General features: G+C 51.7%; 23 protein-coding genes. 18 read left to right on the top strand and 5 right to left on the bottom strand.

All coding sequences use genetic code 11. From position 1 onward, the window contains the following. Positions 1-83 precede the first annotated feature (83 nt). The 3 genes from H8696_RS08810 to H8696_RS08800 all read left to right on the top strand — a co-directional run bounded on the left by H8696_RS08810 (position 84) and on the right by H8696_RS08800 (position 3665). Positions 84-632 carry a hypothetical protein gene (locus tag H8696_RS08810; RefSeq protein ID WP_249316770.1) on the top strand — a complete coding sequence of 183 codons (549 nt, stop codon included), beginning with the start codon at positions 84-86 and terminating at the stop codon, positions 630-632. A 304-nt stretch (positions 633-936) separates the two neighbouring features. Then, positions 937-2478, top strand: a complete 1542-nt coding sequence (locus H8696_RS08805; RefSeq protein ID WP_249316768.1) for an ABC-F family ATP-binding cassette domain-containing protein — start codon at positions 937-939, stop codon at positions 2476-2478. Continuing rightward, a complete protein-coding gene (locus H8696_RS08800) occupies positions 2475-3665 on the top strand; it encodes an MFS transporter (protein WP_249316766.1) in 1191 nt (396 codons plus the stop codon). The genes H8696_RS08805 and H8696_RS08800 overlap by 4 nt, the downstream gene beginning before the upstream one ends. Here H8696_RS08800 and H8696_RS08795 read toward each other — a convergent pair. From H8696_RS08795 to H8696_RS08780, 4 genes are all read right to left on the bottom strand, one after another. Then, positions 3607-4359: a helix-turn-helix domain-containing protein gene (locus H8696_RS08795; protein WP_249316765.1), complete on the bottom strand. Its 753-nt coding sequence runs from the start codon at positions 4357-4359 to the stop codon at positions 3607-3609. The genes H8696_RS08800 and H8696_RS08795 overlap by 59 nt on opposite strands. A 20-nt stretch (positions 4360-4379) precedes the next feature. Beyond that, entirely contained in the window at positions 4380-4553 is a 174-nt protein-coding gene (locus tag H8696_RS08790) for a hypothetical protein (protein WP_249316764.1), read from the bottom strand. Positions 4554-4777: 224 nt separating this feature from the next. After that, positions 4778-5743 (bottom strand): hypothetical protein, encoded by a 966-nt coding sequence (locus H8696_RS08785; protein WP_249316763.1) that lies wholly within the window; start codon positions 5741-5743, stop codon positions 4778-4780. Between the two features lie 62 nt (positions 5744-5805). Further along, positions 5806-6192, bottom strand: coding sequence for a hypothetical protein (locus H8696_RS08780; protein ID WP_249316762.1), 387 nt, complete (start codon positions 6190-6192; stop codon positions 5806-5808). A 313-nt stretch (positions 6193-6505) separates the two neighbouring features. Here H8696_RS08780 and H8696_RS08775 point away from each other — a divergent pair, with 313 nt between their 5' ends. The 8 genes from H8696_RS08775 (at position 6506) to H8696_RS08740 (ending at position 13534) form a co-directional block, all read left to right on the top strand. Continuing rightward, positions 6506-6877, top strand: a complete 372-nt coding sequence (locus H8696_RS08775) for a helix-turn-helix domain-containing protein (protein WP_249316760.1) — start codon at positions 6506-6508, stop codon at positions 6875-6877. A 472-nt stretch (positions 6878-7349) separates the two neighbouring features. Beyond that, entirely contained in the window at positions 7350-9863 is a 2514-nt protein-coding gene (locus H8696_RS08770) for an RNA dependent RNA polymerase (protein WP_249316758.1), read from the top strand. Next, on the top strand, positions 9853-10458 hold the full coding sequence (locus tag H8696_RS08765) for a hypothetical protein (RefSeq protein WP_249316756.1): 606 nt from the start codon (positions 9853-9855) through the stop codon (positions 10456-10458). The genes H8696_RS08770 and H8696_RS08765 overlap by 11 nt, the downstream gene beginning before the upstream one ends. A 195-nt stretch (positions 10459-10653) precedes the next feature. Next, complete coding sequence (locus tag H8696_RS08760; protein ID WP_249316754.1) at positions 10654-11109, top strand: beta/alpha barrel domain-containing protein; 456 nt, start codon at positions 10654-10656, stop codon at positions 11107-11109. Continuing rightward, positions 11106-11819 (top strand): hypothetical protein, encoded by a 714-nt coding sequence (locus H8696_RS08755; RefSeq protein ID WP_249316752.1) that lies wholly within the window; start codon positions 11106-11108, stop codon positions 11817-11819. The genes H8696_RS08760 and H8696_RS08755 overlap by 4 nt, the downstream gene beginning before the upstream one ends. Before the next feature lie 21 nt (positions 11820-11840). After that, on the top strand, positions 11841-12566 hold the full coding sequence (locus tag H8696_RS08750) for a hypothetical protein (protein WP_249316750.1): 726 nt from the start codon (positions 11841-11843) through the stop codon (positions 12564-12566). 63 nt (positions 12567-12629) lie between these two features. Next, positions 12630-13205: a hypothetical protein gene (locus H8696_RS08745; protein WP_249316747.1), complete on the top strand. Its 576-nt coding sequence runs from the start codon at positions 12630-12632 to the stop codon at positions 13203-13205. Positions 13206-13264: 59 nt separating this feature from the next. After that, positions 13265-13534, top strand: a complete 270-nt coding sequence (locus H8696_RS08740; RefSeq protein WP_249316745.1) for a hypothetical protein — start codon at positions 13265-13267, stop codon at positions 13532-13534. 447 nt (positions 13535-13981) lie between these two features. Here the strand turns inward: H8696_RS08740 and H8696_RS08735 are convergent, their stop codons facing one another. Beyond that, positions 13982-14251 carry a hypothetical protein gene (locus H8696_RS08735; RefSeq protein WP_249316744.1) on the bottom strand — a complete coding sequence of 90 codons (270 nt, stop codon included), beginning with the start codon at positions 14249-14251 and terminating at the stop codon, positions 13982-13984. A 164-nt stretch (positions 14252-14415) separates the two neighbouring features. Between H8696_RS08735 and H8696_RS08730 the strand changes: the two genes are divergently transcribed. Genes H8696_RS08730 through H8696_RS08700 form a run of 7 tightly spaced genes read left to right on the top strand, consistent with a single transcriptional unit; the run spans position 14416 to position 24478 of the window. Beyond that, complete coding sequence (locus tag H8696_RS08730; protein WP_249316741.1) at positions 14416-19947, top strand: peptidoglycan-binding domain-containing protein; 5532 nt, start codon at positions 14416-14418, stop codon at positions 19945-19947. Between the two features lie 53 nt (positions 19948-20000). After that, on the top strand, positions 20001-20264 hold the full coding sequence (locus H8696_RS08725) for a hypothetical protein (protein ID WP_249316739.1): 264 nt from the start codon (positions 20001-20003) through the stop codon (positions 20262-20264). An 18-nt stretch (positions 20265-20282) separates the two neighbouring features. After that, on the top strand, positions 20283-21374 hold the full coding sequence (locus H8696_RS08720) for a hypothetical protein (RefSeq protein ID WP_249316737.1): 1092 nt from the start codon (positions 20283-20285) through the stop codon (positions 21372-21374). After that, the gene (locus H8696_RS08715) at positions 21371-22282 is read left to right on the top strand and encodes a hypothetical protein (RefSeq protein ID WP_249316735.1); all 912 of its coding nucleotides are present in this window, start codon (positions 21371-21373) and stop codon (positions 22280-22282) included. Before H8696_RS08720 ends, H8696_RS08715 begins: the two co-directional genes overlap by 4 nt. Then, a complete protein-coding gene (locus tag H8696_RS08710) occupies positions 22279-23421 on the top strand; it encodes a DUF5048 domain-containing protein (RefSeq protein ID WP_249316733.1) in 1143 nt (380 codons plus the stop codon). The genes H8696_RS08715 and H8696_RS08710 overlap by 4 nt, the downstream gene beginning before the upstream one ends. 18 nt (positions 23422-23439) lie before the next feature. Further along, entirely contained in the window at positions 23440-24135 is a 696-nt protein-coding gene (locus tag H8696_RS08705; protein WP_249316731.1) for a hypothetical protein, read from the top strand. Positions 24136-24154: 19 nt separating this feature from the next. After that, complete coding sequence (locus H8696_RS08700) at positions 24155-24478, top strand: hypothetical protein (RefSeq protein ID WP_249316730.1); 324 nt, start codon at positions 24155-24157, stop codon at positions 24476-24478. Positions 24479-24481: the final 3 nt, after the last annotated feature.

The raw sequence follows: 24481 nt of genomic DNA, 5'->3' as shown, positions 1-24481 counted from the left end.
TATTCCATATTTAGGAATTATCGCAATCATTTTTGCAGTGGGGTTCTTTTTTTGTTGGCAATGCTTTTGGTAGGCAGGCTCTTTTGGATGAAACGATTGTACAGCAATTTGTACAATTAAAAACTGAGCAGGACGAGGAATATCAAAATACACGTGAGCAGTTGGATTCTGCCAACAAAGAACTGGATGAAAAAGGGAAGGAAGTCAAGGAAAAGCAAAAAACCATTGATAAAGCAAACAAATTGCAGGGAGAGATCGACGGTTTGGAAAAGGAAAAAGACGGTCTTTCCGCCGAGCTTAAGACTCAACAAACCGAGCTGGACTCCATCAATACTCAAATCACTGACAGGCAGGCGGAATTGGATAGGCTAACGGGTCAGGTGGATGAAGAAAAGCAAAAGCCTATCACTTTAACTGCGGGAACCTATCATGTCGATCAGGATTTCCCCAGCGGCACCTATGATATTGAGCTGATTTCAGGGAGCGGCAATTTCTTCTCCGACGATCTCAATGAGATTTTTTCAACCAGGAGTATTGGAATCCAAACCAATAAGAACGCATACTTCGGTTACGGTGATGAACTCGAACTATCGGGCTCCTTAAAACTAAACTTCATTCGTAAGGGTGATTGACAGAACCCCTTATTTCTGTTAAAGTGCGTTTGGAATAAGGAGAATGGATCATGAGATTGGCTAGAAGAATTCGCTCCGAGCAAATGGATAACGATGAGACGTTGTTCGGAGCCTAATGAAGCGCAAGCTTCCTTTCATCGGTCATAGGCAGGCGTTAAGCATAGCGGTTATGCGTTTGTTTGTCTATTTCCGAAAATGTGCAATAAGGCTGCGAGCTACGCTCCAGCCTTTTGTTATGTCCTTTAAGAGGATTGTTGCGGAGGGCTTTATGCCTTCCGTTTTTTTATAGAAATGAGGAAACATCATGAGTCTATTGGAAATAAAGGATCTTTGCCACATGTATGGCGATAAAACACTTTATAAGAACGCCTCTTTGGAACTCTATAAAGGGGAACATCTTGGCGTTGTCGGCCAAAACGGTGTTGGAAAAAGCACATTGATCGGCATATTGACCGGGGAGGTCGTACCCGATGTGGGCGACGTGCGCTGGCAGTCCGGCGTTCGCATTGGCTATTTGGATCAGCATGCCCAAATCAATGGCAAAATTACGCTGCTCGATTATTTAAAGAGCGCTTTTGATCTTCTCTATTCCCTGGAAAGGGAGATGCATCATTTGTACGAGGCCTATGCCTCCACCGGAGAGGAACGGCTTTTGGATCGTGCCGCCCGGAGCCAGATTCAGCTGGAAAACGCGGACTTCTATGAGTTGGATGTAAAAATTGCCCGTGTGATGACGGGGCTTGGCCTTACCGCTTTAGGCGGTGAGAAGCCTCTTCGGGAGATGAGCGGCGGGCAGCGGGCCAAGGCCGTTCTGGCCAAGCTTCTGCTGGAGACCCCCGATGTCCTGCTGCTGGATGAGCCGACCAATTTCTTGGACAGCGAACATGTGGATTGGCTCTCCGATTATCTCGCCGCCTTCCCCAACGCCTTTGTAGTGGTCTCCCATGACCATGGATTTCTGGACCGGGTCACCACCTGCATCTGCGATATCGAAGGAGAAACTATGCGCAAATATCATGGCCGCTTCTCGGACTTCGTGGTACAAAAGCAGCACTTCCGGGAGGATTACATTCGCCAATACACGGCGCAGCAACGGAAGATCGAGCAAACCGAGGCTTATATCCAAAAGAATATCGCCGGCGTGAACAGCAAGATGGCCAAAGGCCGGCGAAAACAGCTGGAGCGTATGGAGCGCATGCCGCCTCCCAGCTTCACCGCCGCCCGGCCCACCTTCATCTTTCCCCATCTGCCCCTTTGTGCCGCTCACACTCTTGAGGTGCAGCGCCTTGTTGTTGGCTATGACTATCCCCTCCTGCCCGCACTCGGTTTCACGGTCGGATGCGGTGAGAAGCTGGTGATCACAGGATTCAACGGCATCGGTAAATCCACACTGCTGAAAACCCTGATGGGCGAAATTCCTGCACTGTCGGGCAGCTATCGCTTTGGTGAGCGTGTTGTGGTGGGCTACGGTGCACAGGATCTTCTTTGGGAAGAGCCCGGCCTCACGCCCATGGAGATTGTCATGGGACAGTTTGGTTTTACCATTAAGGAGGCCCGGAAGCATCTGGCTCTTTGCGGCGTGAAGCGGGATCACAGCATTCAGGCCGTGGGCACCCTGAGCGGCGGCGAGCAGTCCAAGGTGAAGCTCAGCCTCATCACTGCCAGGCCCCACAACTTTCTCATCCTAGACGAACCCACCAATCATTTGGATGTGGAGTCCAAGCAGGCTCTGCAGGAGGCTTTGACGGCTTTTCCAGGCAGCGTCATTCTGGTCTCTCACGAACCGGCCTTTTACAGATCCTGGGCGGACAGGGTATTTGATATTGAAAGGGAGTGCAAGCGATGACCTCGAATTGGAGAGCACAGATCAGGCGTTTCTTAACGGCGCAGACCATCTCCCTTCTTGGATCCTCACTGGTGCAGTACGCCATCGTATGGCATATCACTCTCACCACTTCCTCCGGCGCGATGATGACGCTGTCCACCCTCTGCGGCTTTCTGCCCCAGATTGCCATCTCCCTGTTTGCCGGTGTGTGGGTCGACCGCTACAACCGTAAAAAGCTGATCATGGCGTCCGACGGCCTCATCGCCGTGTCCACTTTGATTCTTGCCATCCTTTTCACGGCTGGATACCGTAAAGTCTGGCTGCTGTTTGCCGTCCTTTTGATCCGTTCAGCAGGCACGGGAATTCAAACCCCCGCCGTCCAGGCCATGGTGCCCGAGATCGTGCCGAAAGATGGGCTGATGAAGGTGAACGGCGCAGTGAGCACCCTGACCTCCCTCACCACCCTCATTGCACCGGCCCTCAGCGGTCTCATCCTCACCGTGGCCAACCTTGAGGCCACCCTTCTTATCGACGTGACCACGGCGGCCGTGGGCATAGCAATCACCGGCACCCTGCATCTTCCAGCCGGCACAAAGGCCGGCGCCGAACAATCCTCAATCGCGGATATCCGCCAGGGATTTCAATATTTGAAGAAGGATGGCTTTGTGCGGCGACTTTTGCTCTTTCAGGTGGTCATGCTCTTTCTTATCAGCCCTTCCGCCTTCCTGACGCCGCTTATGGTCAGCCGAACCTTCGGTGCAGAGGTGTGGCGGCTTACGGTGAGCGAGACGGTGTTCAGCGCCGGCGCGGTGGCGGGCGGTCTTCTCATAGCCCTCTGGGGCGGTTTCAGGAATCGGATGCGCACCACGCTGGCCGCGGGTTTGGCCTACGGTGTTTTGATGCTGGGTCTGGGTCTTGCTCCCAGCTTTGGCCTGTATCTTGCCTTCAACTGCCTGATCGGCATCACCATGCCCTGCTATAATGCTCCCATTATCGCATCCCTCCAGGAGCGGGTTCCCCCGAGGATGCAGGGCCGGGTATTCGGCTTCATGCAGATTGTGACCGCTTCCGCCCTGCCTCTTGGCATGGTGCTCTTTGGACCTCTGGCCGACGCCGTTAGCGTGCAAATACTGCTTATCCTATGCGGCGTCATTGCCAGCCTAACTGCGCTGGCCTCGCTGCTGCTAAAGATGCTGGAACCTCGCTAGATTCCATCAATCGATTTAGAGCCAGCGCTCGATACAGCAAAAGAGTGCCGGGCATCTGGCCCACCTCGAAGCCCAGCTTCTCGCCGGCCCGCCGCAGGCGATACTTTACCGTATTTTTGTGCACATACATCCGTATGGCAGTATCGGCGGCCCTCGCCTCGCCGTCCAATAAATGGACCGTCAGCGTTTGAATGAGTTCACAGCTGCGGCCTTTTGCACGCAGGGGTGCGAGCAAGCCAAGGGTTGAGCACAGCTGGGCCCCGTCCTTCAGCATTGAATCGCACTCCCGTGCAAAATCCAGCTCCCGTTTTGTAAAGATCCTTCTTTCTGGCTGAATCTGCTTGGCAGTATTCAGCCATTTTTTTTGCATCCCGAAAAGCTTCTCGAAGTCTTCAATGCCATTTACCTCCGAGACCACAACAACGCCGCCATATCCCAGGGAATCCGCCCGCGCCAAAAGCAGTCTGCTCCAAATCTCCACATCCTCCAGAAAAGGAACCCCTGCTAAAAGAATCAGATCCCCCTCCCAGGTATCCACGAAGGGGTGCTTGCCAAAGGGGGACAAGGTCTCCACCAAAGACGCCGCCCATTGTTCACAGGGTATGGGCGCCTCCAAAATCCAGGCGCATCTTGGATCCTTGCCTCTCTCAAACCAGTTTTGCATGGCTTCATTGCCGGAATGCTGCAATATCATTTTTCCATCCCCTTCCCTTCTCAACGGATCTTGCGAGCAAATGGGAGCGGGCGCGTCCCCGAATGATCCCATAACCTCTTCTTACGGGCACCGTCTGCCCTTCGAAACGCTTGTTGGAAACGTAAATCTTCCATAACGCCCAACGGATCATCATAGTCATCCTTTTCTCCTGACTTCGCCATTCTCTTGTCCATATTCTGCCTCCAAATGATAGTTGTTTTTATGAATTATAGAATCCAAATAAGCCATCGCTTCCGTTCGAGCGCTGCCCTGCCGTGAATCCAGCTGGGACGCCCATACGTAATCGCCGCCGCAATAGGGGCACGTTGAAAAGCCCGGGGACGCTTTCTCGTCCCTTAGGGGCTCTTCAAACAAGCAGCGGCAGTCCAAACACCAATACATGCTTTCACCCCTTTGTCTATTCGTAAAAATAGCGTTTAAAATTCTGATATTCATTGAACCGGGCATGGTAAGCCGTGGGATGATTGTAATGCTCGCCAAAGAGCTCCTCCGCCAGCGCCCGGTCCCCCGCCTGCAGCCGGCCGTTGGTCTGCTCATAGGCATAGGCTCTGCAGAAGATACCCGACCAATAGATGCGATTATAGGAAAAACGCTTGCCAGGGCCCGGACTTCGATTCAGATTCTTGATGAGGCCCAGAACCTCCGTCACCTTGGGGCTTTTGAAAGTCCGAAAAAGATAGGGTGAATCCTTATAATGAACCGTCATCACACCGCCATTTCCTGGGCGCTCCACAGTATCCGCGTCCCGATAGAGACGAATACGGGCGATCAGCTCCGCGGGCAGCACCAAAATACGTTTGGAAATGGGAAGATAGATCTCGTTTCGATCATCGGAAACGTCGCTTTTGCGGATCTCCGTGACCTCCTCCCGCTTCACGCCAAACCAGGCCAATGCGACCAAAAAACGGGTTGTATCCCAGGTTCGGGACCGCTCTTCATATCCCTGCGCCACCAGGGAGCGGCGAAACTGATCCCTAAGCTCCGAAAAGGAACCGAAGTACTTTTCCTGATACACCGCATCCCGGCTCAGCTGCTGAAAGGTGATTCCCTGCAAGGCCCGCAGAGGCGCCTCCGTATTCCAGCCTTTTTGCTGATTAAGCCACCTGAGGTAGGATGTCACGCTCCACTTGAAGGCATTAAAGCCAAGGCGGGTCATATAATTAAGACGAGTAAACATGTCAATGAAGTTTTCCTCGTTGAACTCCGTGATATCCCGCTCATACTCCCTTTCAAAATTGCCGATGCGGTTCCAGCGGTTCAATAGCTGCACAGCCGACCGCTCGTCATGGGTGCCGCCGAGCACATACTCCTCCTTGAGCGAGCGGTTGGATAGCTCCGGCCTCAGCACGTCCTGTAAATTCATCTCATCACCCCAATTTAAAGCTTACCAAGGAAACAAGATAAAGTCAATATGTTTTATGTTTTTTATGAATCATTGCCTTCGGTTTTTCCCCACAGTGCTTTCCACGCCCGATCAAAACGCTCCGGGTCATCGCAGCGTTCCAGCTTGTACACCGATAAAATCTCCAGCGTATCCGCACGCATCAGTCCATATTCCATCTCATCGGAATGCTGGGAACACTTGGAGTAGTAGGCGGTCCTGGGCAGCCCTGTGGTACGTATGTCCCGCCCCAAGTAGAATTCCAGATAGTTTTCCAGCAGTGCCGCGGTCTTTGCCGTACATCCAAGCTCCTCCAGCATCATCACTCCATAGACCCTGCCCTTCAATGTCACCCATCTTCTGGGCAGGTCCGATAAGGCCAGTTCGTAATCGTCCATTTCGCCTTTTCCCAAGCTTTCCAATACATTCATCTCAGCGCCTCCCATTTGATAAATAGATGGAAATATGCTAAGATATAATTGAAGTTTGTTAGTTCTTAGCATACTTCCAGACGGAGCAACCTTACGCTGTCAACGGGGAGGTTGCTCCGTTACCTGTTTTTTTAGGGGATTATTCTTTCTTTCCTGTATAATCGACGCTCACCATCAAGAGTGTATTACTAATTGTAATATGTGTATAACACAATAATTACCATATCACCATTTGGCTTTGGAATCAACCCTATTTGGTGAAAAATATCTCCATTTGGTGATAATAATAGTATTTTTTGAAGGATGGTGTCTCATGGGTTTCTCCAACCGGCTTCGGCAGTTGCGCGTCCAAAACGGCTGCACCCTCGAGGAATTTTCCAGAATTATCGGCATCTCCGCCCAATCCCTCAGCCGTTACGAGCTTGGCCAGCGGATCCCAAAGGTCGCCGTACTGGCGCAAATAGCGAAAAAGCTTGAGGTCAACCCGACCTGGCTGATGGACGGCAGCAACCTTGTCGTTGAGGAAGAGAAAGCCACCTACTCCACTTTGCCCGACGAGGATGAAAGCAACGCTGCACTGTGGGGATACGGCGAAAAGGGCGTGGAAGTCGTGGAACTATCTCTGGAAGAATACGAAGCTCTCAAACAGGTGCTGCAAGCTATGCGCAACAGGAACCAAGAATAACATTCACCGCCTCAAAATCAATTATGGAACATCTGTTCGTATATCCATTATAGGTCAACCCATTGATGCCGTCAAGATCCGTGACCATATTTTTCAAATTTGCCCAGTCGTCCCCACCATTTATTCATTTAAACAATTTAGATTTTTAGTATTGACATCTTTTTGTATGCAAATTATAATCGATCTATAATTCATTTAAACTATTTATTTGTTCAATAGATTCAAGTGATTCATAAAAACAATACGCGCAATGGAAGCACCTCTTTGCGCGGGAAAGGAGCGCTATGAGACCCAAGGACCCCCCCTGCAATCCTCCCTGTTCCTCCTGTATCTGGGTGGATATCTGCGACAAGAGCGATACCTGTGAATATTTCGATGGAACAGTTGAAGAAATGTACTCTCTTGATTCACAAGAATTTTTGGAACAATGGCAGGAATACACCGAACATTGGAATTGAAAGGAGAGTCGAGCTTGTTTGCACCTCCTCTTTACACCGTTCGCAAGTTCCCCCTGTCCTTGCTGGCCGATCATCATCTTCACCTGAACCTTGAACCGGCGGAGGAACAGAAGTACTACATTCAGCAGCAGGACAATTTGCTTTTTCGTCAGATTCGTCTGATCACCGGAGATGAACGCACCTTTAACTGTTACTTCCTTTTCGTGGACTGCCGTGGCTGGATGAGCCGGGAGCCCTTCCTGGACCAGCTCATCCTCTCCGGTTTCACCGCAGGCAAGCAGCATTTTGTGGTGAGTGAACGTTCCGGTTCCATGACGCGAAACGCCATCCTAAGCTTTGTGGACGAAACCATAGCGGATGCCCTCAATGAACGGATAACCATGGGCGCACAACCGGGCAGGACAGTCCTGTCCAAGCTGTACGCCTACCGGGGTTTGATGCTGAGCTCCTGTCACAGCCTGCCCGGCTTTTTGCCCAAGGTGGTGGTTGTGCCCGACTGTCACCGAACCATTTCAAAACAGGTGGTCAAGTACGCGGCCGATGAGATGGTCACCTTCCGGGATCGGGAAGGCTGTGAACAACGCCAAAAACAAAAGAAGATTAAAACGGCTGTAAAATCCATCGATATTAACGCCTTCGATGGCTGCGGCATTCATCATCCCGCCCTCTCCAGGCTCATCGGGGAACGGCTGGGGTCCCTGTCGCCTCCGACCTCCATTTTATGGCGCGCTCCCTACATCAAGGGCGTCACCCACGAAATGGATTACGAAAAGTTCTATCGGGAGCGGGGAGTGGACCACATCACTGACCTATGGGGAGTAAAGCACGATTTTAAGGAACCCATGCTGATTCTGACGGAGAGCATGTACAAAGGCAAGGCCTACTTCAGCCGTCACGGGGATGCCCGGGATTGGGATGACTATTGGCGGGAATTTTATCAATACAATCATTGTCTCGGCGTGGCGAAGTGGAATTTTACCGCCGAGGAGGAACCGGTCTATACCCGTTCCAGCTATCAAATCCTCCAGGATCTCCGCCTGCCCTTCGAGCGTTTTGCCCAGTTGGCCAAAGACAGTGTGGACTGGGTGGAACAAATTCTCTCCGGTGATCCGGTGCACACCTTCTGTTTCCTGGGGCTCACCCTGGATCAGCGTAAATCCCTGAATGATTACACCCGGGCCATCTTGAAAAACCCGGCCATGCTTCGCGAGCCCACGGTGCACAAATACCTGGTGGGGCTTCTTCGCAAATACCGGGATGAGATGAAATGCGGCAAGCTCTTTCTGAAGTCCTCCTTCAAGTTTCTGGCTCCCGATCTTGTCATGCTGATGGAGCATATCGGCGGCCTCCCCCTTCGCGGCTGTCTTCCTGCCGATCGCTTCTATGCCGCAAATCTTCCTCCAGGGGAATACCTGGTCGAACGCAATCCCCATATCTGCCGTTCGGAGCATGTGATCCTGAGGGCTTCGGAGGATCCCGCCGCCGAAAAGTATTTTGGTCATCTGGCCAATGTGTGCATGGTCAGCAGCCATTCCATCGTTCCCCAGCGTCTGAACGGCGCCGATTTCGACGGCGATTTGGTGCTGGTGGCCGACAGTCCCATCATGCTGGAAGGCGTGGACCGAAAGGCCATTGCCGTGCTGGATACCGAGGACAAGATCACCTCGGAAGCGGCAAAGGATACGGCGGAAAATAAGCTCACCATCATCAAACGCACCATGAAGAACATGATCGGTGAGAACAGCAACTGCGCCACAGCCTATCACAACAAGACGCCCAAGACCGCCATTCAGCGACAGCGCTATGAGTCCTACATCGACCTCATCAGCATCATCACCGGCAAATCCATCGACTACGCCAAAACCGGCGTACTCTTCCTGATTCCCCGGCACATCTCCAAGTTCGGCAAGCCTCTGCCCTATTTCATGAAATACGCGGGCCCCAGCTACAAGAATCAAAAGCTGTCCCGCAGCCTGAGCAATATGAACCGGCTGTGCTGGCAGCTGGAAAAATGGGACAAGGAGCTCCGCTTTTGCCCGCCCTCCGCTCCCTTTGACCATACCCTCATGCTGGACGAATCCGTTTCCATTTCCCCTGAACGCTTCGCAGCCGTGGAGGAAATTTATCTGGAGTTTTGCAAGGAGGTGCGCAGCCTGGGCCGGGAACAGGCTATGATTCAAAACTATGACCGCTACCAAAATGAGCTGGAAGGCCGCATCTCCCGGGAGGATGCCCGCAGCTTCTCCATGAACTGGAAATACTACTACGACCTCTATCGGACCCGCTGCGCCGCCGTGTGCCCCAATGAGCAGGAACTGGCCAACATCGCTGTCACCCTGTGCTACGACAAGTATCCAAAGCGCAACAAGCGCTTCCTGTGGGCTGTGGCCGGAAATGGTGTGGTCGAAAATATCAAACCCGTGTCCCTGGAGCTGCCCGAACGGGACCCCAACGGACCACATACCTATTTGGGCCGGCGTTATAAACTCATAAAAACATGTTGGGAGGAATTGAATCTTGATTCATGAACGTTTGGAAGTGGAAGCCTATCTGAACGGTGAAAATATCGTGAAAGACAACCTCTACCGCATCCTCACCCTCATTGCCAAGCACTGCAGGGAACAGCACCTCACACCCCTCCAAAGCCGGGAGGCCATCTTTTGCTGGGCCAACCGAAATCATATTCATATCCCCTACGAGGTCAATGCCATCATCACCAAGGTTCAGGCGGACCCCGTGTCCCTGCGGGAGACGGAGGTAGCCGTGGGAGAAGGTGACCTTGATGAGATTCGCCGCCGCTTCGACGGGCCGAAGACCCGCCTGGTGGCCTTAGCCGTTCTATGCTATGCCAAGGCCTGCGAGAATTGTGATTTCACGCTGTCCTCCGTGGCGCTCGGCGCGTGGCTTGGGATTCACGGCTCCAACATCCGCCGCAAATACCTGAAGGAACTCCTGGACTTTGGCTATATTGAGAAGCTGTCCACGCCCCAGAACAACTACAAGTGGACCGCTCGCGATGAGAACAAGAGCTGCCGCTATCGGCTGCAGGTCCCCCTGGATCCCCATCCCATCTATCCACTGATCGGAAACAACATTGAGGCGCTCTGCGACAAGGTGTTTTGATGGTCTTATGGATACTAGAAATACATGCGGCCTCCATGTGCATTCCAAATGTGCGGGGCTCATAGGCGGAGAGGAACCTCATCATCCCATCCTTTTGCCCTCTCCTCTCCGTTTATTTTTTATAGATCCACTTCATAGGAAAGGAGGTCGCCCATCCGATTGCATTTTTATCAATCAAGGGGGTGGTAGAAAACATTGGCCTATCTTGAGAAACTCACAAGCTATAAAACCCAGTTGCTGGACCTCATGTGGAACAGCGCCGAACTCAAAGCCCTCCTCGCCGAGGAGCCTCTCACCCGGGAACAGTTTGACAGCCAGGTCCATGGCTACGACAAGAACCCTGAAACCCTCGCCGGCGGAGGGGTCCATCTCATGGTGGAGATCAACCCCGTGAAGGCCGTGAACGCGACGGTAATGGACCAGCAGCTGGTCGTCCGGATCGTGGTCCCTGAAGCCAAAGTCAAGGCGGATACAGCCATCCGTACCGACGAGATCGCCCGGATCCTCGATGAACTGATCGCCGGAAACACCTTGTTCGGAGCCGGTGCACCCATCCTGGACAGCGCCGTCCACTACCAGCCCGCGCCAAACTGCGTTGGCCGGACTCTACTGTACACCTTCAAAGCGTGGAACCGGAGGCGGAAATCGTGAAGCTGGAGTACTTCGATCTCATCAGTCCCGAACCCATCCCCTATCCGGGTGTGGGCGGCCTCCGCTCCCCCTCCTTGGGGGAGGTCGCAAAGCTCGGGATCGCCCAATACTACGCCTACATTTACGTGTTCTCCCTGGATATGGAGCGGGTGTGCGAAGGGCTGAGCCTCCTTATCCCTGCGGAAAGCGGCGTCGAACTGTTCGATCTGCTCATCAGCGAGGAGGAGAACCGCACGCTCATCACGGACGCTCTCACCTTCTTCCTCTGCGGCGCGGCCGTCTTTGACAGGACCATCGCCGGATTCCGCATGATGGAAGGCGACAGTGAGCTTGGCCAGGTAACCCGGGAGAATTACCCTGAAGTGTCCGCAGCTATTCTGGAAGCCAATCATGTGTCCTCCGGTCTCCCCAGCGGCAAGCCCAAGAATAAGCGTGCCGCCGAGATCGCTGCGAAGCTCAAAAAAGCCAAGAAAGCACAGCAAAACGCTGGCAGCAGCCGGGATAATGACCTTGGCAACATTCTTTCCGCTCTATGCGTGCAGCACAACAGCTACAATCTGACCAACGTGTGGTCGCTAACCATCTACCAGCTCTATGATCAATTCATTCGTCAGAGCTACAAATGTCAAAATGACATTGCCTCCATGCGCTGGAGCGCGTGGGGACAAGAGCCCTTCGACATGTCGCAGTGGTTCAAGTCATTCAAATAAATTTTTTGGAGGTATTCTATCATGAGTGTAAACCCCAACATGTCCAACCGTGAAGTCGTGGATTTCGTCCTGTGTGACTACGCGAGCAAGGCGCCCTTCCTGAACCTGGATTTCGCCAACGTGTCGTCCACCGAGATGACCGCCACCCGTGTGATCGCTTACGGCGGCCGCGGCCGTGCTCCCCGGGTTCCCTTCGACGGTGAGCGCACTGCCACCATGACCGTGGAGACCCAGATCACGCCCATGAAGCTGTTCGCCATGCTGGCGGGCAACGACGTGAAGTCCACTGCCAAGGTGTTTACCCGCGAGGTGCTCACGCTGGCCGAGGGCAAGATCACCCTTTCGAAAGCTCCCGTCCAGGATTCCCTGGCCGTGTTCGCGGAAGGTGACGACTGCGGCACCAAGATCGAAGCTACTGCCAGCGGCGCGGAAGTGACCATCACCGGCGGCAGCGACGGCGCCAAGTACATTGCTTACTATCTGGAGGAGCGCACCACGGGTGTCCAGTCCGTATCCTTCAACAGCAAGAGCTTCCCCAAGGCTTACATCGCCTATGGCGAAACGCTTTACAAGACGGAGAGCGACGAACTGCTGCCTTACAAGATCACCGCTTACAAGGCGGTTCCCCAGGCCAACTTCTCCGCCTCCTGGTCCAACACCGGCGATCCCACCAGCCTGTCCATGGTCTTCGATCTGTTTGAGGATGAGGATGGCAACTTCTTCGATATGACTTTGATCGAGGAATAAGATTTCTGTGCGTATGCGGGGGCTTCGGCCCCCTCATGCGATAATTTGGAGAGGAGTGAACCTATGCACAACGATGTCTTTACCAAGCTGTACGAAACCCTGGATACCACGCCCTGTCTTCTGGAATACGGTGTGGACGAGGACAAGGTGACGCTGGAGGTCAAACGTCATCTTCCCTTCCAGGACGCCGCCAAGTTCGTTGCGGACGTTGTGGTGGAATGTGTGGATGAGGACAGCGAAAACTACTACGCCTTCCTGAAGGACTTCATGGTCCGCCGCAGCCTAATGACCTACTACACCGATTTCAAACTGTCCCGGGACGTGTCCAAACAGTATGATTTCCTTTATGGCTCCACCTTGTGCGAGGACGTGTTGGCGCTCATCGATAGATCCCAATACAACGTCCTTTGTGAAGCCATCGACAATCAGCTCGAGTTCAGCCGCCAGGCCCTGGTCTCCGCTCAGCATGCCAAGCTGGCTGAAATCGCCCAGCGTCTCACCGAGATTGCCGATCAGGTGAACGGCCTGTTCGATAACATCGATGCAGGAGAACTCTCCAGCGTCCTTGACCGGCTCAAGGATTTGGATGCTAACAAGATTATGGAAACAATTGCTGAACGGAAGGCCGAGACAATCTAACGACAACAAGAGAGGCTAACCCCTCTCTTTTTTATTCAATTGAAACGAGAGGTGGTTTCATGGACGATTTGAAAGTGAACGTTGTGGCCATGCTGGATCAAGCCAAAACCCAGCGCTCCATCAACGCTTCCCTGAAAAAAATGAAAATCGATCCTATCACAGTCAAAATAAAAATCGACGATAAGTCGATGCAGCAAGCTCTGGGGCAGATTCAAAAATCGGTCCAGCTGTCGTCCTCTCAGCAGGGCAATAAGAGCCCGTCCGTATCTTTATCCAATATCTTCGGTAGTTCAAGCGAATTTGCCCTCCCCTCTTTAGAAGCGGCGTAATCGTGCCAAGCTTCAAGGGACGGGATGTTTTACGGCGTCGGGCCGTAAAAGAAGAAGACCGGTAAACTGCTGGAAAGCACTCAGGGTCCTGTGACGAAATCGGAGCCGGAAACGGCAAACGCAACCGTGGGGAAACCCGGAAAAAACAACAGGACCGGCATAGGGCGAGAGCCTACGTGCCGCATGCCCATCCATACAAAAATTGGGTCAAGGTGCCATCAATAGTACACAGGTTATGTTAACCTATGGAAAGCAGCCAAGCCCCTAAGCTCTACTAGTAGTTTTTACGACAGGGTATAGGAAACGCACCGTTTCCTTCGGGGAAGGTTCAGAGACTGTAAACCGGCGGAGGGTTCATGACGATATATTGAACGCTCAAAAAAGACAGTCCAAGCCGCTCACAGATATGGATATGTGAGTTTCTCATCTATGGGATTTTTTATGACGCTAAGTACGATCTCTTCTAACCGTGCGGGTGCGCTTACTGTGGCTAAGAATATCCATCATCGCCCATTCCGCATCGGAATCGTACATTTTTGTTTTTCTAACCTTGGAACGAACCGCTGAAACACGATGCACGGATGCCACCAAATCATTATCGTAGTCGATGTATTCCCTCGTGCCATTCATTTGCGTTCCACAAAATCTGCACTTTTTAAAGACCTCGCCAAACTCCACCGACGTGCAGCACGGACAGACCCAAATCCTCTTTTTCATAATCCTCTTCTTCCTTCAATCGATTCCCAGCAAAAGCCCTGATCGGCTCCCTAAGGGTACCTGCAGCCGCTGCAGGCAAAGGTATGGATTTATGCAAGGATTTCCCTTACCTCCTTCTTATTATAACATGGAAATTTTTTCTTTCAATAGCGTCATAAAAAGGTTTGAAAGCCGAAAATTATAACTATTTAATCAAGGAAGGGCAGAAATATCAGCAAAAGTGGTCTGCCGAGGCTATGGGCCTTCCTTCGGACAAAGAACTGTCAAGTATTATAGAACAATACAATCAGGTTCAAGCTCACACAGAAAAACTAACAGATTTTTTTGCTTCCTCCAATCTCACGGCTCCCATACAGAATTATTTTAAAGAGCTCGGCGACGGCTCTGCTTCTTTGGATGGCCTGAAGAATAGCTTAACCGGAGCGGCCAACGCGTCCGGTGCGGTTTCCGCTGGCATGAAAGCCGCCTCCGTGGGTATGGGACTTCTCAAGGCCGCTGGCAAAGGGCTGGCTTTAGGGCTGGCCGAGCTTGCGCTCACTGCCGTCGTCAATTGGGTCGATGACCTTATCCATGCCGACGAACGAGCTATTGAAAAAGCCGATGCGCTTAAAAAGGCCTACGCCAACTTCAAACAGACCAGTGACGGCAACATTGCATCCCTTCAGGGGATGCGGACTCGCTTCGACGAATTGTCGAAAGGAGTCGGAACTTACGGTCAAAACATTTCATTAACCACTGCCGAATATGCTGAATATCAGAATATTGTCAACCAAATCGTCGGTCTGTCCCCTTCCCTTGCCGCCGGTTACGACGCCGAGGGCAACGCTATTGCCAATAAGAATGGACTTCTTGAAAAATCCATCAAGCTTCAAAAGGAGGAGGCACGGCAGCGTCAAGAACAACAGTATTCAGGAGATAATTTAGATTCGTTATTCGAAGGTGCTGAGAAATCCTTTGATAACGCAAATAACCAACTTAAGAATTCTGAATTTTCTGAATACTTCAAAAACAAATTACAGTTCAGTACGACCTCGGACTCTTTAGAGTATAGCAAGCATTTTGCTAAAATCTTTGGTGAGGACACGTTAAAGCCCTATAAACGCTCCAACGCCGAAGGATACCGTTTGGATGACTTTATTAACGAAAATCTAGATCTAATCTATGAGAAACGTGATAGTATTGTTGCTGATGATTTTTTTAAAGAAGACGCACAAATTATTCTCGATGCCAGTAAAGATTATGTGGCCGCTATCAACAATTTGAATAGAGCAAACGATCAATTTACTTCGACTGCCCAAGGGGTTTTCCAATCGGATGCCAATTACGGGAATCTTTCGCTGTCTCAACAGACTTTCCTCAACACCATCGCTGAGTCCTACACCAAGGATGATTTTAAAAATAGCGATGAAATGTCAAAGATACTTCACAATTTGGTAGGTTCCCTAGTTGTAAAAGATTCGGAAGAATTCGATGAACTGCTTAATCTGCAAAATGAAATTGAAGCGGGTTCTTTAACCAAAAACCAAGCTGCCGAACAGATGAATGGCTTGGCAGAGCGGATCTATGATATGGCCCAAGGGTCTCCCGCTATGCTAGAAGCTTTAAAAATCAACAATATGGATAAAGATGAGGCCATAGCACAACTCAGTATTACACTTGGTTTTGATGCCAATCTTGCAGAGCTTGAACAGTTAAAAGCGGATGTAGCAGCCAATTTAGGTGAATTACCTGCTGGAGTCTCGCTGGATGATGAAAGCATCAGTACCTTGCGTACCTATAGAGATACAATCGGAGGTCTGGACCTTAATGGTGAGCAAAAAGCTGAAGCTTTTAAAATCATAAGTTCTGGCAGCGAGGAAGCCCTACAAAGTTTGCATCGATTTTCCGCAGCAGTTAAAGAGTCCAGCTTGGAAGGACCTCAACTGCAAAATATCTTTGAAAAAATCAATAATCTTGGCTGGGAAAACGGCGAAAATGAAATCGAAAAGTTGGAGCAGTTCAATAAGCTTCTTTCCGCGGCAGGTATTAGCGACACCTCCACCATTCAAAATATTTATGAATCCTTTGATGGATCCGAACTGGTTGAAATCAATAATCAGCTGGAGAACGGTGCTCTATCCGCCGACGAGTATAATCAGAAAATCAAAAAAATTGCAGAAAGCATAGGCAACTTATCTCCGGAACAGATCGAAGCAATCAGTAATGCCTTTGAACAAGGCTTGGACGAAGAGGTCGTCAACGAAGCCATTGAAAACGCCGAGCAAAAACTATCCAATCTAAAAGGGGCCTCAGGCCTCGAACGCAATATAATTGCCAGCTATGTTGAAAGCGACATCGGCGCTCTACAAGAGCTGCAGCAGACCGCTTTGGCAACTCATGATTATGAAGCATACAATCAACTCGCAAACGTCATACAGAGACTGAAATCCGGCGTGGAGGGCTGCATCAATCCCTTCAATGCGCTGCAAAGCGAGCTTGATCTATGCAGCAGCGCCATGGAGGAGCAAGCCCAAAACGGCTTCCTCAGCGCTGAAACCTACCAGTCATTGATTGCTCTTAATCCAGAATACATGCGTTGCCTCGAAAGCGAGGGCGGCGTGCTGCGTTTGAATGAGGAGGCCATGACCAGCCTTGCCGAAGCCAGAAAAGAAGATACCTTGGCTCAGATCGAGGAACAGAAAAATCTGGACATCCAAAAATTAAAAGAAAATGCCGCCGCCATTGAGATTCTTAAAGATTCAACCGACGCCAACAGCGACGCAACCCAGGCACAGATCACGGCCCTTGAAGAAAACAACGTTGCGCTACAGAAATCCATATCAAACTATGACTTATTGGAGCAGCAGATCAACGCCTCAACAACTGCCAAAAACGAGTTTGAAAAGGCCTTGCAGGGCCCGGAGAAAGACGACAACCTAAAAACCCGAGCCAAGGCCCTTGAATCCATCAATGAGGGATTAAAAACCGGCGCCACCAATACAAGGGAGTTTCAGGCCGCCGTCAAGTATATGGAGATGGACGGCCTCACTTTGGATCAAATACAATCCGAAACTGCACGGCGAAAGAAGTACTATAACGAAGAAAATGGTCTTGACGCATTTAAGTCTACCGTCAATGAGAAGATTGATTCCGGAGAGTTGGACGGGCTTATCGAACGAATGGATTTAGGTGATGGCCAAACAGGCTTCAAAGTTTGGGCAGAGGATATGGAACAACTGGCCGCTGTTTTCGGCCTTAGCAAAAACGAGCTCATCGACTTCTTTCAAGCCCTGGATATGTACAACCCGGTGGATTATGCCGATAAGCTGGAAACGTTAACCGTCGGGGGCTCTGAAGGTCTCATGGGTCTTCTTCAGGAAAGCGGCGTTGCTGAAGGCAATAAGGTGAATCTAAATGAACTGCTGACCTTCGGCGATGAGTATGGGTTTACGGAAGACCAGATTCGTTCCCTGGTTAGCCAAATCTCCGCCATCAACGATATCGAATTCACCGACGCCGAGGGCAATCTTCTCATTCTATCTGAAGTCATGGAAGAGATCCTGGATAGATTTCCCACCATGTACGAAACCTTGGATTCCTTAATGGAAAACGAAGAATATTCGAAAAGTATTACGAAGATTGGTGAGCAGTCCTTTGAAGTGGATCTTACCAGTTTCATTGAGGCCGAAGCTTCGGCGGGCAGGTCAAAAGAGGAAATTACCGATATCATAACCAAAATGTCCGAAACTGACGGCATCAAGCTGTTAAAGGATGGAGAGGTCGTCAACCTTCAGGCCGCCTTAGCCCAGGTGGATACCACCGTCGCCGAAAGCGAAGTAGGCGATTTGCAGAAAAAATGCACCGACCTGCAGGAGGACCTGAAGGACACCCAAACCGCCTTCGACGAACTCAACGGCCGGCAGATCGGTGATCTGGGATTTACATCGTTGCTCAGCAAAGTCGAGAAGGTAGCTAAGGCCGTTACCACGATTGTCAACAGCCTACCCATGCTTTCACTCGTTGAGGGAGTTCTGGCCAGGATTAAACCGCTGTTAGGTATTGGTCCAATAGAACAACATGCCAACGGTACCGACAGTGCTCCCGGCGGCGTGTCGCTGACCGGCGAGGAAGGCCCGGAGCTGGTTCAATCCGGCGATAAGGCCTACATCGTGGGCGGCCGCGGGCCGGAGCTGGTGAGCCTGAGGCCGGGCGATCGGGTGTACACCGCTTCCGAAACACGGCAGATCATGAGCCGCGTTCGAAACGGCGCTTCCGGCACCTTCCGTGCTTATGCCGGCGGTACCGGCTCCAAGAGTTCCAGCTCCGACGACGCCAATCGTGAGTGGAAGGAAAAATTTCAGGCGGATCTTGACGATCTTGAATATCTTCGTGATATGAACCGGATTTCCGAGGAACGTTACTATCACGATCTGGAGAGGCTCAACAAGCAGTATTTCAAAGACCGTGTTGATTTTCTCGAAGAATACCGCAAATATGAGGTTAAAGTCTATGAATGGCTGCTGGATACCCGGATCAAGAAGTATGAACGGACCCAAAAGGCGGTCAATCAGCTGCTGGATAAGGAGATGGACGCTCTCAAGGAGCAGCAGCAGGCGGTGGAAGATCAATATGACGAACGCATCCAGCTGATCCGGGACGAGATCGATGCCCTCAAGGAGAAAAACGAACAGACCGATTGGGAAAATAAGCTGGCCGAGGCCCGCAAGGAAGTGGAAACGGCCAAGACGCAAAAGACCAATCTGATCTACCGTGAAGGTCTTGGCTTTATCTATGAGGCCGATCTGGAAAAGGTGAAGAAGGCCGAGGACAAGCTTCGGGATCTGGAACAGGATAAGATGATCGATGATCTGGAAAAGCGGATCGACGGTCTCGAGGATCTGAAGGACAAGGAGTCGGAGGTTTACGATCAAAAGATCGATAACCTGAAAGAATACCAGGAAGCCTGGGGCGACGCCTTGGACGAATACGAAAATGCTCAGGATGCGCTGATGGCCCAGGAAATCCTGGGTGCAAACTGGGAAGCTGACATTTTGGCCCAGCGCCTGGACGTGCTGCAAAAGTTCACCCAGGAATACACCGCCCTGCAGCGCGAAGCCAATCCCACCGGTATGGCCACCATTGGCGGGGGCGGTTCCAAAGCTTCCCAGCCAAAGGTCTCGAATGTCGAGGGATATATCCGCAAGGGACAATCCGGCGAAAATGTACGGCTTCTTCAGCAAGCCCTCGACGCGCTGGGTTATAAGCTGAACCAATACGGCGTGGACGGCAACTTTGGTACTGAAACGCTGAATGCCCTCAAAAAATTCCAGCGGGATATGGGCATCACCGCGGATGGCGTGGTGGGTCCGGACACCAAAGCCAAATTCAGGGCCAAAGGCTATGCTCTTGGCGGCGTGGATACCGCCGGCGGGATGGCTCTCCTCCACGGAAAGCCCCATGCTGTTGAAACCATCTTCAATGCGGCCGATGGACGAAAGCTCTATGATTTCATTCACGCAACCCCCGACTTGGTTGCCGATTTCATGGGCAGGCTCATGACCCGGGTTCCTCTATCCGCCGGCGGATCAGGAGCCCAGCAAGCGAACATTCAGATCGGTGATATCCATCTGCATGGCGTACAGGATACCGATACGCTGGCCCGGAACATCGTAAATAAGTTCCCCGGGCGAATGCTTCAGGAGATGTATAGACGTTAGAAACGGGACCGCTTCGGCGGTCCCCCTCTTCATTTTGGAAAGGAGGAATCCCCTTGAACGACAACGATAAAGCCATTTCAGTCTTGGCCCAGGCCATTCGAAAGGCCGTGCATAGCTGTCTTGCCTCCGCCCCCTTCGATATCACCATCGTGGGCAAGGTGGTCTCTCGGGACAGCAGCGGCCTATACACGGTGGAGCTGAACGGCAAGCATTACAAGGCCAAAGCCCAAGGCAGCGTCCAGCACACCGCCGGTGCAGTGGTCCGCATCCTTGTCCCCCAAAATAACTATGAGGATCTTTGGATCCTAGCTCCATAATGCAGAAAGGAGTATGCCATGGCACAGCCCATTTTACTCAATATCGACCCCTTTGACGCTCAGAACAGCTGTACCTTTGCTTTTCTTTATGAGGGCAATCAGGCGGTCAAAAATACCCTCACCATTCGCAACAATGAAACCAATGAAACGGTCTACAGCGCCACCCAGCAGACCATGCGCCTTGAGCATGTGCTGCCAGCAAACACCCTAAAAAAGGAGGACGGCACCCCGGGCAACGGTTTATGCTACAACGCCGCCCTCACAGTATATGACGCCCTGGACCAGGCCAGTGAATCCAGCCAGCAGCTCATTTTCTACTGCTTCACTGAGCCTTCCTTTTCCTTTTCAAATCTGGAGGAATCTCAGGTGATTCAAAGTTCATCCTTCAATCTGGCCTTGCAGTATTCCCAGCTGGAAAATGAACCGCTCAACGCCTTCCAAATCCATCTTTACGACTACAACAAGGTGGAAATTTTTCATTCCGGGCCCATCTATGACACCGAGAACCTAAGCTACACCGTCAGCGGCCTCAACGACGGAACGGTCTATTTTCTTCAGGCCACGGGTATCACGGTGAAGGGGATGCCCGTGGATACGGGCATTATCGGCTTTTCCGTCAAGTATAAGATTCCTGCCCTCTATTCAATGGTGGAACTGGAAAACGAGCCCCTTCAGGGCAGCATCCGCATCACCTCCAATATTGTGATTCTGGAGGGCACCGCCACTCCCGATCCGCCCGCCTATCTGGATGGTACGTGGGTGGATCTGACCACGGCCGGTAGCAGCGTGACCTTTTCCAAAGGTTTCAACCTGCAAAGCGATTTCACCATCCAATTCATCGCTCAGCAACTGGTGGATTACAGTCCCATTCTGATTTTGGACAACGGAAGGCAGAAGGTGGAGATCACCTACATGCGGGGAAAGTTCGAAGGCGATTCCGAGGATTCCGTTTATCTGTACCTTCGGGCCTACAATGCCCTTACCAACTATGTTGCCATCAGCAACCGCCTAAAAGTCAGCACGCTTACCGGCCCCCTCTTCGGATGGGTCCAGCGCTCGAAAAACCTTTTCAGTCTAAAACTACAGGTTATGGGAGGTGATCCATCATGATCTTTTGCGGAAGCACCTTTTGCGGCATGGCTCACACCTTGGACGCCACCGCCAATGAAGTGGGCGCCATCGGCTCGGTCAAAATCCAAGGCGGCCAGTATGACGAACTGGCGGTCCAGAAGAAAAGTGAGAACTATACCGAAGAAATCAGCCAGGAATGGGACTATGACACGGCTCTGCATGCCCAATTTGAGAACAGTCTCAATGCCGGCAACGTGACCTACACCATTTCACAGATTTCTGCCATCCTTCTTAAGCGTCGCAAATACGGCGAATTTGCTTGGCAGACGCTGGAGCGGGTGGATATCAGCAGCCAGGAGGATGCACTGTTCACCTATTATGACCGGTTTAACCAGAGCAACTGCGAATACGAGTACGCTCTCGTTCCCGTTATCGGAAATACCGAAGGCAATATCAACGTCAACCGCATCCTCAGTCATTTTGACGGGCTGTTCATCATGGAGCGGAACGATGGGTTCAACACCCTGCTGGAAACGGAGATCGTCACCCAGAAAAACAGGCCCTCCTCCGCCATCACCACCATTGACCGGCGCTACCCCTATTATGAATCCAACGGCAGCTCCAACTATTACAGCGGACAGGCCAGCGGCCTATTTGCCAAATTGAACGCAAAGACCCATGACTGGTCCATCGAGGATGGCTGGCAGTACCGGGAGGCGCTCATGGAGTTTTTATGCAACGGCAGGCCCAAGATTCTTAAATATGAGGACGGCCGCATGTGGCTGATCAACATCGTGGGCGAACCCAGTGAAGATGCCAGCTCCCATCCTGACAAGGTTATTACCAGCTTCGATTGGGTGGAAATCGGCGACGCTCAGTCCGGTGTGGACCTTTATATCAACAATTTCATTGATTACGATGGCAACTTGAGGCGGGGAATCCTATGAGTTACATGCCTAAAACCCAGGACGTCAATCTTCTCCAGCAGACCAACCGGGCGATCTTCTCCAAGGTTGAGCTGCTGAGCCATGATTTTAAGATCCTGGACAGCCTGGAGGGGAACACGCTCAATTACAGTATCTCCATTGACGCCGACTCGGATATTCGAAGGACCTGTTCTCTCTCCCTTTATGTGCAAAACGCCTCCTTCACGCCCAGCAGCAGCTCCCGCATCTGGATGGACAAATTTCTCCGCATCTATATGGGCCTTAAGGATCAGCGAACGCAGCAAACGATATGGTACGGTCAGGGCATCTTCATCATCGACGGTGCAAGCTACAGTTTCGATGCTTCCACACAGGAGCTGAGTTTGTCCTGCAGCGACCTTATGAGCGTTTTGGTGAATACCTGCTACAACCCCCAGATGGTTTCGGAAATCACCATTCCTGCGGGGTCCAGTGCCCGCAGTGTGCTCATTTCTCTTCTTGAAACCTTGGACTCAGCCATTCCCTACCGGATCGACGACCTTGGCGCCATCCCCTACGATCTGGTTTTTTCTCTTGGAACCACTCTTTATGAAATCATGGCCAAGATTCGGGACCTCTACCCCGGCTGGGAATTCTTCTTCGATACCAACGGAACCTTCGTCTTTGAAGCCATTCCTTCGGGGTCCTCCGATCCGGTGGTGCTGGATGACACCATCCTGCAAAGCCTAGTGGTAAATGAATCCACCGACTATGACTTCAGTGAGGTCAAAAACCGCGTGGCTGTTTATGGCAGGACACTGGACGACGGTACGCAGATCTACGGTGAAGCCAAGGACACGCTGACGGACAGCCCCTTCTCCATCTCCCGTATCGGTGAGCGAATGGAGGTATTGAGCGGCGGCGACTACGATTTGATTACCACGAACGACCTCGCCCAGCAGCGAGCGGATTATGAACTATGGCGTCTCACCCGGCTCAACGATGGCATGTCCCTTGAAACCATCGCCATCTATTGGCTGGACGTCAATCAAAAGATTGCCTATACCTCCAAAATCACCGGTGTTTCCGCTGAGTACCTGATCAAGCAGATCGCCTACTCCTCCACGGACACCACCATGAGTTTGGACATGATCAAATTCTATCCGACCCTTCCTGAATGAATCTAATGAGGTGATTAAATGAGCAGAACTTATATGGATTTGAGCAACCAGTTCCCCGATGAAATCGACGCCCTCACTCGCTTCAGCGATGTGACGCCCGAATATCTTGGCACCGTCAAACAGTACTACGACTTTCTTGAACAGGACAATCTGACCAGCGCCAACGCCCTTCTCGAGGACAATCCGGCCCTCAAAACCATGATTATCAACGCGGAAAATCTCAATAAATTTGTGGATATCGCCATTTCTCTGGAGCGTTTCTATCGCGACGAGGTGGAAGACTACCTGGTCAACATTGTCAAATACAAGGGCGCATGGAACGAAAACACCGCCTATACCAAATACGATGTGGTCACCTACGCCCGGGAGGACAATATTGAGGCGTACATGGGTATTGTTCTTGACATTCCCCTTGGCATCCTGCCCACCAACACCGCCTATTTTGTACCGATGGTGGTGCGAGGTCCCCAGGGCGTAAGCGGCACGGGCTTGTCCTACCGCTATGCCTGGAGCTCCATCCAGCAGTATCAAACCGACGACTGCGTGGCTTACAAGAATGCCCTCTGGGCAGCCAAAAGAAACAATGTCGGCGCCATTCCACAGGACGGCAGCGCCGACTGGGAGCTTGTGCTGGGAATTCCAAGCCAGATCACCGTATCCGAGCTTCCCCCCGTGGATCTGTCCGTGGGATATCTTTGGTACAAAGAAATATAACGGATGAAAGGTGATGGATATGACAATTAAAAATATCCTTATGCACGAGCGGGTGGGCAACAGCGGTATATTCGAGGACGACTATGTGATGCTCTACCCCAAAACCTTGGACGGACTAGTGGTGGACGATTCGGGTGTGCCCATCCGGGACACCATGGTGCGAAACGCACAAACCATCAATGGGCATGCCCTTACCGGCGACATCGTCCTGACCCCGGGCGACGTGGGCGCGCTGGCCGAAGACGCCGTTGCCGCCGATACCGCCCAGATCTCTCACGCCATTATTTATGCCACCGATACGCCCCCCGTCATTCCGGGGAAGCTGTGGCTGAAACCCATTTAAGGG

It is taken from the genome of Gehongia tenuis, assembly GCF_014384795.1.
Classification (GTDB): domain Bacteria; phylum Bacillota; class Clostridia; order Christensenellales; family NSJ-53; genus Gehongia; species Gehongia tenuis.
This window is presented reverse-complemented; position numbering and strand designations above follow the sequence as displayed.